Origin of the sequence: Collinsella sp. AF04-24 (genome assembly GCF_003465685.1) — a bacterium.
GTDB lineage: Bacteria > Actinomycetota > Coriobacteriia > Coriobacteriales > Coriobacteriaceae > Collinsella > Collinsella aerofaciens_AP.
In genome coordinates this window covers 53,357-63,453 of sequence record NZ_QSBK01000016.1, presented here as the reverse complement: position 1 = coordinate 63,453, position 10,097 = coordinate 53,357, and the positions used below count along the sequence as shown (strand labels likewise).

Below are 10,097 nucleotides of genomic sequence, written 5' to 3'. Positions count from 1 at the left end.
GGCTCCTATCTTTTCAGTGCCCTCGGATTGGGTCATAGTGTCTGTCGGTGCCATAACATCGGCATTTGTGTTGTTGGTAGAAGGCCTCTCATGGGTAGTCATTTAATGCACCAGTTTCTGTCGAGTCGGTGCGGTTCGATGGTTGCTCGTATAATGGTCTGCGTATGAACCGCAACCAAGGAGTTCCAGTTTATGGACCAGAGCCTTTTTAAATTCGACCTGATCGCCGAGGACCCGACCACGCACGCGCGTGCCGGCGTGCTGCATACCCCGCACGGCGATATCGAGACGCCGATCTTTATGCCCGTGGGCACCAAGGCAAACGTCAAGGGCATTCCCACCGAGACCGTCAAACAGCTCGGCGCGCAGATCGTGCTCGCCAATACCTACCACCTGTCCATGCGCCCCGGCGAGGACACCATCGCCGAGCTGGGCGGACTGCACAAGTTCATGAACTGGCACGGCCCCATCCTCACCGACTCGGGCGGCTTCCAGGTGTTCAGCCACAACGACGCCGTCAAGCTCACCGACGAGGGCGTGCGCTTTATCGTCAACGACTACGACGGTCGCCACGTGTTCTGGACGCCCGAGGACAACATGGAAATCGCCATGAAACTCGGCTCCGATATCTGCATGCAGCTCGACCAGTGCCCGGGCTATCCCGCCACGCGCGCCTACGTTGAGCGCGCCGTTGAGCTGTCGAGCATGTGGGCCGAGCGCTGCTATAAGGCGCATACCCGCGATGACCAGGCGCTCTTTGGCATCGTTCAGGGCGGCATGCACCTGGATCTGCGCCTGCGTTCGCTGCGCCATCTGGAGGAGTGCGGCGACTTCCCGGGCTATGGTATCGGTGGCTATTCGGTGGGCGAGGATCACGAGACCATGTTCGAGACCCTGGCGCCGCTCGTGAGCGAGTACATGCCCAAGCATAAGCCGCGCTACCTGATGGGTGTCGGCAACCCCACCACGCTCGTACGCGGCGTGGGCGTGGGCATCGACATGTTCGACTGTGTGCTGCCGACGCGCACCGGTCGCATGGGTACGGCGTTCTCCAGTGAAGGTCGCCTTAACTTCCGTAACGCGCGCTTTGCGCACGACGACGGCCCCATCGACCCCACCTGCACCTGCCCGGTGTGCACGGGCGGCTACAGCCGCGCGCTCATTCGCCACATGGTCACGCAGAAGGAGATGCTCGGCGGCATTTTGCTTTCGATGCACAATATCTACTACCTGCTCAACCTTATGCAGCGTGCCCGCCAGGCCATTATCGAGGGCCGCTACGGCGCATTCGTGAGCGATTGGATGAATAGTCCTGCCGCGGTGGATTACTAAGGGCGACAGACACGCTTGCAGAGCGTGGGCAACGGCAATGGTCGGGCGCCAGCCGGTCGTCACATTCGTTGACACCGGCTGCGCGACCGCTGACCGATAGCTTGCAAGTGCTTGATGCATCGTGGGTACCATACCGAATAGTTGATGCTCGGGCGGGTGTTTGACGCATAGCGTCGACCCCGCCCGTTTTTCTTTTTCTCGATAGGAGTACCCATGATTAAGAATGAGAACGTCGAGGGCGAGCCTGCCTACGACGAGACGTACCGCCGCGGCCCCGTGGTCATGCGCGGCCCCATGATTCCTAAGGACAACACCTACGCCAACCTGCTGGCGCCCGAGGAGTCGACTGACTGGCTGCACGCCGACCCCTGGCGCGTGCTGCGAATTCAGGCAGAGTTTGTCGATGGCTTTGGCGCACTTGCCGAGCTTGGACCTGCGGTGACTATCTTCGGTAGCGCCCGCACGCCCAAGACCGATCCGCTCTACAAGGCGGCGCGCACCGTCGGGCGCAAGATCGCGCAACGTGGCGTGGCGGTCATCACCGGTGGCGGCCCCGGCATCATGGAAGCGGCCAACAGGGGAGCAGCGAGTGTCAACGGCAAGTCAGTTGGCCTAGGCATTGAATTGCCGCATGAGCACGGGCTCAACAAATACGTGAACCTCGGCATGGACTTCCGCTACTTCTTTGTGCGCAAAACCATGTTCGTTAAGTACAGCTCGGGCGCCATCGTATTTCCCGGCGGCTTTGGCACGCTCGACGAGATGTTCGAGGTTCTCACGCTGGTGCAGACGCACAAGGTCAAGCGCATGCCGCTCGTGCTGGTGGGCAGCGAGTACTGGCAGGGCCTGTTCGACTGGCTCAACGGTCCGGTGATGGACGCCGGCATGATCAGTCCGCTCGATCCGGAGCTGGTGCACATCACCGACGACCTCAACGAAGCCGTCGACATTGCCCTGAGCGGACTGATGTAGGGTGCTGTGATTGTTGTTATAGTAATGAGAACGGTAAACTGATGCTATTTAACATCAGTCTGCCATCTAAACTGGGTATACTGATGTAAAAGACGAGGCGAGGAGGTCGCGTATGACTACTGCAACGGTTAAGCCCACGACGGTTCGCATCGAAGAGGGGCTCAAGGAACAGGCGACTGAGTTCTTGGATACGGTTGGTCTGAGTCTCAATTCGTATCTCAACCTTGCTGTTCGGCAGCTGGTAAATCAGCGAAAGATTCCTTTTGAGATCGTAGGAAGGGCGGAGGTGCCCAACGAGGCAACGAGGCGTGCCATGGTGATCGCCGAAGCTCATGAGTTGGGGATTCTGCCGGACGACAGCCCGTCATTCAATAACGCTGATGAGCTTATATCATTCCTCGATGAGGACTAGCGATGTTTGAGATTAAGGTCGAGGCTCAGTTTAAGGCGGATTACAAACGGACGATGCGCATCCATCCGCAGCTAAAAACCGAGTTTAAGGCGGCAGTCGCAGAGCTTGCGGCTCACGGCTCGCTTCCCGCGGAATATGGTGCCCACGAGCTCTCAAACCCGGGCGGCAATTACAACGGCCACATCGACTTTCATCTATCCGATGGCTTGGTCGATGTGGTCGTTATTTATTTGCCGCATAAGACTAATCCTGTGATCCGGCTGGTCAGAATGGGCTCGCATGAGGAGCTGTTCCAGGGTCCGCAGGGCTGATTGCTCGCTTATGATTCGCGGGGGAATAGGGATTGATTCGCGGCCGATTGGCCAAAAACGGCCCCTATTCCACCGTAACTGTTGGAGACATCCCGTTCGTGGCTGCGACCTCCGGTTCTCCTCTTCGCTGGATTTCGCTTAAAAGCTCGGCTGCAACTTCGCTGCTTTTGAAACGGATGCTGCAGTCCTCTTTCTTAGGAAAGGCCAGTAATGGAATAGTTCCGTACCAGACGGTTTCCTCGTCAATTACTGACGCGCACAGGCGCCCTTCGGCTTTGATGGAATAGTCGACGTTCATCTCGGTAAAAATCGCTTTCACGTCATTGTGCGGAGTCGAGGCAATTGAAATCTCAAGGGCAATCCCACGGGCGGCGGCGCCTGTGAGTACGGCAGCGAGCTTTGCGAGGCATGCAGCGGATGCGTAGGGCGCGGCAATAAAAATGCTTTTCATTGCGCGCGCGATGTCATCCGCTAATGCCTCCACGGCTGTTGCCGGCCTAACGAGGATGTTTTGATCGGCCCGTTTGTTGTCATTTGCTGCAAAGACTTCATACCCCAGCTTGGCGTAGGTCTTGAGTCTCTTCTGGTACATGCGCGCGAGCATGGGTATCGACAAATCAACATAGTCGAATATCTCAACCCGCTGCTTGCCCTCGTGACTTCTATGTAGTCTGCCTGCCTGCTGCGTTATGCTGCCGTCCCAAGATATCGGTGTGGCAATGAGCAGAGTGTCAAGGTAAGACAGGTCGAAACCCTCGCCCAGAAGGCCTTCGGTTGCGATGATAATTCGATGCTCATGCTCGAAGCCGGGAAGGCTGTTCAGTATTGCCTTTCTTTCTTTGGCGTCGATTTCTCCGGTTAAGAGTATAGGTTCGTGTCCGCGGCTTTGAAGCAGTCTACATAGCTCTTCGGCATGTTTTTTCCTTTTGGATAGCACAAGCGGATGTCGACCGTTTGACGCGGTCTCGAGGGCATCGTCGACAATTGCTTTGTTTCTCTCTGTGTGCGCACACAGGAGATCGAGAACTTGATTAAAGGACGCCCCTGGTTCGTAGGCGGGTAGTCGAACTCCGGTAAAACGCGGCCTAATAACGCGCTGAATTCCCTGTTGGATTGCTTGCGTTTTTGGATCAATGACATGGCGAAGCGGGCCGCAGAGCATTGAGAGTGCTCGCGTGAGTCCGTCCGAGCGTTCAGGCGTCGCGGAAAGGCCGTATACATATTTGGCTGGAGCGGACTTGAGCACAAGCTCAAGCTGTGGCGCGGCCGCATGGTGACATTCGTCACAGATGATGAGACCGTAATCGCGAACGAGCTCCTTGGCTATTGGTTCTCCGGTCTGGGGGTCCTTGCCGGACAGAGACTGGAATGAAGCAATGTCGATGAGACGGCTTATGGTGGTCTTGCCGCCTCCGATTTGTCCAATGAGTGGAGGCTGCCTTTTGCTGATTCGTCCTTTTGGGGTTCGGACGGGCTCCCTGTTGTCCGTGATGTCGAGAAAGCGTTCGAGCTGGGATTTCCATTGGGCAATGAGCGCAGTCTTGGGAACGATGACGAGCGTTGGAAGACCGATGGCAGCAATAAGATAGGCTCCAATGACGGTTTTGCCGAAACCCGTCGGTGCAGACATGATCCCGTCTTCATAGCCGAGCATCTGTTCAGCGGCAATTTGCTGTTCAGGGCGAAGCATCCCTTTAAATGCCATCCCAATTGGATTGCCCGATACGCGCTTGTCTGAATAGTGGGCAGCAACGCCGGCTTCTTGAAGCAGACGCTCAAGTTGAGCCTTGCAGCCTCTGGGGATCGCGACGCAGCCATCTCTAAGTTCGCTGAGGTCTATGTAGCGCGGTTTGCCGAATACTGATTGATGCATTGATTGCGCGCGAAAGAATTCCGGGTTGGCAAATGTTGCAAGCCTGCGGACTTCCATTTGGGCTGCCGGGCTCAGTGATTTTTCGGTAATGTAGAGCATATCAGCTTGCGTGACGGGTAGCGATGGCGGGAAGTCCCGCTGCGTGAGCGGAAGCCGCTTTCGCGGCCTCTGGGAATGCGGTGCGGCGGTGTTTGCCGCCACTGCAGCTGATAATCCATACGGTCTATTCTCGATGCTTTCGAGCAAACTTTTCACCGTCACGCGCGGGATCAACTGGATTTGCGAAAGATAAAGCCATTGATCGGGAAAGGGGTCAAATTGCTCGTCAACAAATACGCTGTTTCCTTCTCGCTGCGCTTTTCCTTGAAAGGGCAGCGCTATGAGATTTCCGAAGCCACCCTCAGGAATGGTGGACTGCGCGGGCATCATTCGGTCAAAAGCTTCGAAGGTGATTGTCTTGTTGAGCATCGCCGCCTCGGCGATAAGGCTGCTTCCAAAATCTCTTGCAGTCTTTGCGCTGGTGAGCTCTAGGAAGAAAAACCAGACATGTGCGCCGTTGCCTGATCTCGATCGCTCAACTGCAGCATCGATTCCATGGCTTTTTGCGACAAGCCGAATGGCGTTTGCCGCTTCTTTCCAATCGGCTCCGTCAAAATCAATGACCAGAACTTTTGTGTTGCTGTCACTGTCGAGAACATACTGACCTATGACGTCTCGGAGCCTGTCGTCGCTGCCTTTGAAATGGTCAATGATCGCGGCATTGCTCAACTCGGGGAAGACGCGGCTGCCGCATTCCGCGCATTTGACTCTCTGATGGCTCGCTTTGGGACAAATGCCCGGTTTCCACTCATTTGCGCAGGCAGGTGTATAGCCGATACCCCCGTCTTTTCTGCGGTACCCATGGGCGTAAACATCTTTGCGGCCAGTAAAGAGATTGCGAAAGAGCTCGAGTTTTTCGCGCGCTGAACTCGTGCTGGTGACGAGGCCCTCAACCTGCGCTCGCTTGTCGAAAGATTTTCCGGCTTTCTCCCATTCTTCGAGCGTTGCGTAGCGGATGTCTGGGCCGTTGCTGCAGATGACGATTTGGCTGTGCGGCTCCGATACGTGAGAGACTGCTTCCTTGAATTGGAATAACGCGCCCCCGATGAGGGCGTATTGATGCGTGACGGTGCTCATGTAAATGCCGTTCTTCTCATGGTCCATTGAGATGAGGGTACGTTATTTTGGTTTTTTGGGCGCTCGATTCCGATTTAGGTTCGGTGATAGTGGAATGCGACTCCGTGAGTGGTGTTCAGCTGGTGTCAAAATGTGCGGCGGCTGTTGCTGAATGGGTTTGAGCGGCTATGAGGCGGGCTGGAGACCCCGGGAGCCGCCCTCGAATAGACCCTGTGGGCAAAAAATGGCAAATATGAGTACTGTTGTTGGGGTAGTATCATATCATCTTGAACGTATTTAAGACCAATCGGCCGAAATTTGATATAACCAACCCTCTCGACATGGCGATTCGGGACTTTATGACGCTCGGAATTGGTGGAAGACGGCATATTCAGCCAGATTTCGCTGTTACTAAACTGGTAACAGTACTCATATTTGCCATTTTTTGCCCAGAGGGTATCGCAAGGGGGTTGGACAAAGCATCGATCGCCGCCAATTTCTCGATTGGCTGGTTGGGCGGCAATGAAGTTGCGGCGTAATGGGAAGCGGTTCGCGGCTTTTCGGCTCAAGCGGTCACCGTCCCGCCGCAACTCTTAAAGCAACGCCGGCGCGCTTTGAGTTGGGGCGTGCCGGCGTGACGGCTTTGCTGGGGCTGGTTGCACCATGGCTGTTCGACAGCCCCGACAGGTCCGATCTTGTCGGACTGGTCTGTTAGCGTTTAACGTTTGCCCAGATAAAACCTGCCAAAATAAATCTGTCCCTAATTGGCAGGTTGGTAGCGGGGGCAATAGCTGATGGCGATGGCGTCGACGCCTACGTGGGTGGCGATGGTGCAGCCGATGGGGCCGGTGCCGGCGTCTACGTAGTCCTGGCCTGCGAGTGCTTCGTTGACAAGCTCCTGCTCCTCGGCGGCGCCGGTCGTGAGCACGCGCACGCTCGAACCCGGGTGTTCAGCCAAAAACGCGAGGCAGTCGGCCATGGTGTTGGCGACGATGCGCTTGGCGCCGCGGCCCTTTTTGATGACCTTGATCTCGCCCGATTTCCACTCCGGCGAAACGGCCAGGCGAATGTTGAGCATCTGCGTGAGGTGGCCGGCGAGCTTGGGCGCGCGGCCGTTCTTAACGAGGTTCTCGAGCGTGCGAGGAATCAGCAGCAGGTGAGCGTCGGGCAGGGTCGCGCGGATCTGCGCCTCGGTCTCGTCCAGGCTGCGGCTGTCCTCGCGCATGGCGAGCGCGTACTCCACCAGCAGGCCCTCGGCGCCCGAGCCCGTGCGCGAGTCGATGCAGCGCACGTCGAGCTCGTGGGTGTCGGCCACCTGGCGCGCGTTGGAATAACAGGCGGACCACTCGCTGCACAGCGAGATAAAGATCGCGCTATCGTGGCCGTCGGCGCGTACGCGGTCAAAGAGTGCCTTGAACTCGCCGGCGCTCGGCTGCGAGGTGTGCGGCAGCTGCTCGGAGCCGGCCATGCGGGCGACGTACTCCTCGGCGGTAATCTGCACCTGGTCGAGCAGGTCCTCGCCCTCGATAATCACATGCAGCGGAATCACGTAAATGCCGAGCTCTTGGGCACGGGCGGGGGAGATGTCCGACGTGGAGTCGGTTATGATGGCAAAAGACATAATTGCACCTTTCGTTGGGGCGCGGCAGCGCCGCCTTCTGAAAGCAAAGTGCGACAAGTATAGTGGAGTTGCTCTACATTGCTAGGTTCAATTGTTGAATAGTCAACAGTTTGAAGCGGTGGTGTGGAAATCATCAACTGGGGAAGAAGGGTGCCGATGGCGGCATTGCAACTTTGCGAGCGGCCGGTTGTGCTGTTCGATTTTGACGGCACGGTGGCCGATACGGGTCGGGCAGTGATGACCTCGACGCGCAAGACGCTGGCTGCGCGCGGGTTTTCGGAGACGCAGATGGGTGATCTGCGCCGCATGATCGGGCCGCCCCTGTGGAAGAGCTTTCACGACTTTTACGGCTTTTCCCGCGAGGAGTCGCTTGTGGTGGCCGACGAGTACCGCGCCTTTTTTGATGAGCTGGGACCGGAGGAGTACCCCGTGTTCGATGGGATTCCCGAGCTGCTGGATGAGTTGGCCGCCCGGGGCAAGCGTATGGCCGTGGCGACGTCACGCATGGAGGCCAAATGCATCGACATGGTGCATGAGCTTGGTCTTTCTCAGTTCGAAGCCGTGGTTGGCATGAATCCGCCGCAGGGGCGCGAGACCAAGGCCGATTCGGTTCGCGATGCCCTGGCGGCGCTCGGCGCGACGGCGGACGATGCCGTGATGATCGGCGATCGCTTTAACGACGTCGAGGGCGCGCACGCGATGGGCGTGCCGTGCATCGGCATCTATTCGGGCGCGGCGGCGCCGGGTGAGCATGAGGCGGCGGGTGCCGATGCAGTGGTGCACTCGGTGGCCGAGCTTGCTAAACTTTTCTCTATCTAGGAACTAAATGTGAGGGGCGGGTACGCTTGCCGCTCATTGGTAAGGAGGCAGTCTATGAATCAGGTGGAGCAGAGCGTCGCTGAGTATGTCGACGAGGTCTGGGAAGATGTCGTCGCCGATATCGAGCAGCTGGTGAGCTATCCGTCCGTGGCAGTTTCTGCCGATGCAGAGCCCGGCGCGCCGTTTGGCCGCCCGGTCCGTGACGCGCTCGACTGTGCGCTCGGCATCGCGCAGAAGCTTGGCTATCAGACGAGCGACGACGAGGGCTATGTGGGCATTGCCGATATCCCTGGCCGCGGCGACAAGCAGCTCGCGACCATCTGCCACGTGGACGTGGTGCCCGCCGGCCCGGGCTGGAACACCGACCCGTTTGCGCTGGAGCGTCGCGAGGGCTGGCTGCTCGGCCGCGGCGTTATCGACGACAAGGGTCCGGCGGTGCTGTCACTCTACGCCGGCGCCTATCTGCTCAAGCACGGCATTACCCCGCGCTATACTTTCCGCGCGCTGCTGGGCTGCGATGAGGAAGTGGGCATGTCCGACGTTCACCATTATCTGGAGAACCACGCAGACCCCGACTTTTTGTTTACGCCCGATGCCGAGTTTCCGGTCTGCAATGCCGAGAAGGGCCAGTTTGGGGCGACGTTCGTGAGTCCCAAGATCGACGGCGGGCGCATCGTGTCGTGGAGCGGCTCCGAGGCGAGCAATGCCATTCCGTCGCAGTCCATCTGCGAGCTCGCGATTGCCGCCGATGAGCTGCCGGCGCCCGTTGAGAACGCCGACCGCCTGGAGATCACGGCGCTTGATAACGGGCATGCGCAGATTTTCGCCCACGGCATTGGCGGTCATGCCTCGATGCCAGAGGGAACGATCAACGCCGTCGGGCTGATCGTGGCGTATCTGCGCGAGGCCGAGGACGCGTTTGGTGCACGCGACGAGCGCCTGCTGACGCCTGCCGAGCACGAGTTCGTCAAGTTCCTGGCCTTTGTGCATGCGGACGCCTATGGTCGCGGCCTGGGTATCGATGCGACGAGTCCGGCGTTTGGCCCGCTTACCTGCAGCCCCGGTGTCATTCGTGTGGCAGATGGCCACATTGAGCAGGTCATCGACGTGCGCTTCCCCGATAGCACGAGCGCCGATACCATCCGTGAGCAGCTCGAGCCGCTCGTGGGCCGCTTTGGCGTGACGTGCCGCGTGGGTCGTACAAAGGTGCCGTTCTCGGTCTCTGCCGACGACCCGGCCGTGAAGGCGCTCATCGATACCTACAACGAGTTTACGGGCAAGCATGCAGAGCCCTTTGCCATGGGCGGCGGCACGTACGCGCGCAATTTTGCCCGCGCCGTCTCGTTTGGTCCCGAGGAGACTGGCCTGGAACTGCCCGCATGGGGCGGCCAGATGCACGGCCCCAACGAGTGCGCCAGCGAAGAACAGCTCAAGCAGGCGCTCAAGATCTATATCGTGGCGATCCTTCGCCTCAACGAACTCGAGCTCTAGGGCTTCCCCAGGCACCCGACCTTGCCCCTCAAACCGTCGCTTGCGTACCAAAGTACGCGGCGCTCCTCTTTCGGGGCAATCTCGGGCACCTGGGAAACCCCTATATCTCGC

General features: G+C 58.4%; 9 protein-coding genes. 7 read left to right on the top strand and 2 right to left on the bottom strand.

The window, feature by feature from the left end; translation table 11 throughout:
• The first annotated feature begins 192 nt into the window (after nt 1-192).
• From tgt to DWV32_RS07540, 4 genes are all read left to right on the top strand, one after another.
• Nucleotides 193-1,332 (top strand): tRNA guanosine(34) transglycosylase Tgt, encoded by a 1,140-nt coding sequence (gene tgt / locus DWV32_RS07555; RefSeq protein WP_055285790.1) that lies wholly within the window; start codon nt 193-195, stop codon nt 1,330-1,332.
• A 213-nt stretch (nt 1,333-1,545) separates the two neighbouring features.
• Nucleotides 1,546-2,304: a TIGR00730 family Rossman fold protein gene (locus tag DWV32_RS07550; protein WP_117757760.1), complete on the top strand. Its 759-nt coding sequence runs from the start codon at nt 1,546-1,548 to the stop codon at nt 2,302-2,304.
• A gap of 112 nt (nt 2,305-2,416) precedes the next feature.
• Nucleotides 2,417-2,716 carry a type II toxin-antitoxin system RelB/DinJ family antitoxin gene (locus DWV32_RS07545; RefSeq protein WP_117757759.1) on the top strand — a complete coding sequence of 100 codons (300 nt, stop codon included), beginning with the start codon at nt 2,417-2,419 and terminating at the stop codon, nt 2,714-2,716.
• A gap of 2 nt (nt 2,717-2,718) precedes the next feature.
• Nucleotides 2,719-3,027 carry a type II toxin-antitoxin system YafQ family toxin gene (locus tag DWV32_RS07540; protein ID WP_117757758.1) on the top strand — a complete coding sequence of 103 codons (309 nt, stop codon included), beginning with the start codon at nt 2,719-2,721 and terminating at the stop codon, nt 3,025-3,027.
• Between the two features lie 64 nt (nt 3,028-3,091).
• Here the strand turns inward: DWV32_RS07540 and DWV32_RS07535 are convergent, their stop codons facing one another.
• Nucleotides 3,092-6,076, bottom strand: a complete 2,985-nt coding sequence (locus DWV32_RS07535; protein ID WP_158566110.1) for a DEAD/DEAH box helicase family protein — start codon at nt 6,074-6,076, stop codon at nt 3,092-3,094.
• Nucleotides 6,077-6,342: 266 nt separating this feature from the next.
• On the opposite strand from DWV32_RS07535, the gene DWV32_RS10150 reads away from it, so the two are divergent.
• Nucleotides 6,343-6,594 (top strand): hypothetical protein, encoded by a 252-nt coding sequence (locus DWV32_RS10150; protein ID WP_147324151.1) that lies wholly within the window; start codon nt 6,343-6,345, stop codon nt 6,592-6,594.
• 221 nt (nt 6,595-6,815) lie between these two features.
• On the opposite strand, the gene DWV32_RS07530 is transcribed toward DWV32_RS10150, so the two are convergent.
• Complete coding sequence (locus DWV32_RS07530; RefSeq protein ID WP_117757756.1) at nt 6,816-7,676, bottom strand: DegV family protein; 861 nt, start codon at nt 7,674-7,676, stop codon at nt 6,816-6,818.
• 156 nt (nt 7,677-7,832) lie between these two features.
• Between DWV32_RS07530 and DWV32_RS07525 the strand changes: the two genes are divergently transcribed.
• Both DWV32_RS07525 and DWV32_RS07520 read left to right on the top strand, forming a co-directional pair.
• Complete coding sequence (locus DWV32_RS07525) at nt 7,833-8,495, top strand: HAD hydrolase-like protein (protein WP_089572099.1); 663 nt, start codon at nt 7,833-7,835, stop codon at nt 8,493-8,495.
• Between the two features lie 54 nt (nt 8,496-8,549).
• Nucleotides 8,550-9,986, top strand: a complete 1,437-nt coding sequence (locus DWV32_RS07520; RefSeq protein ID WP_117757755.1) for a M20 family metallopeptidase — start codon at nt 8,550-8,552, stop codon at nt 9,984-9,986.
• Nucleotides 9,987-10,097: the final 111 nt, after the last annotated feature.

Excerpts from the sequence above, each read along its gene's own strand:
- DWV32_RS07540 (WP_117757758.1), top strand. The coding sequence starts at position 2,719 with ATGTTTGAGATTAAGGTCGAGGCTCAGTTTAAGGCGGATTACAAACGG.
- DWV32_RS07535 (WP_158566110.1), bottom strand. The coding sequence starts at position 6,076 with ATGAGCACCGTCACGCATCAATACGCCCTCATCGGGGGCGCGTTATTC.
- tgt (WP_055285790.1), top strand. The coding sequence starts at position 193 with ATGGACCAGAGCCTTTTTAAATTCGACCTGATCGCCGAGGACCCGACC.
- DWV32_RS07525 (WP_089572099.1), top strand. The coding sequence starts at position 7,833 with ATGGCGGCATTGCAACTTTGCGAGCGGCCGGTTGTGCTGTTCGATTTT.
- DWV32_RS07550 (WP_117757760.1), top strand. The coding sequence starts at position 1,546 with ATGATTAAGAATGAGAACGTCGAGGGCGAGCCTGCCTACGACGAGACG.
- DWV32_RS07530 (WP_117757756.1), bottom strand. The coding sequence starts at position 7,676 with ATGTCTTTTGCCATCATAACCGACTCCACGTCGGACATCTCCCCCGCC.
- DWV32_RS07545 (WP_117757759.1), top strand. The coding sequence starts at position 2,417 with ATGACTACTGCAACGGTTAAGCCCACGACGGTTCGCATCGAAGAGGGG.
- DWV32_RS07520 (WP_117757755.1), top strand. The coding sequence starts at position 8,550 with ATGAATCAGGTGGAGCAGAGCGTCGCTGAGTATGTCGACGAGGTCTGG.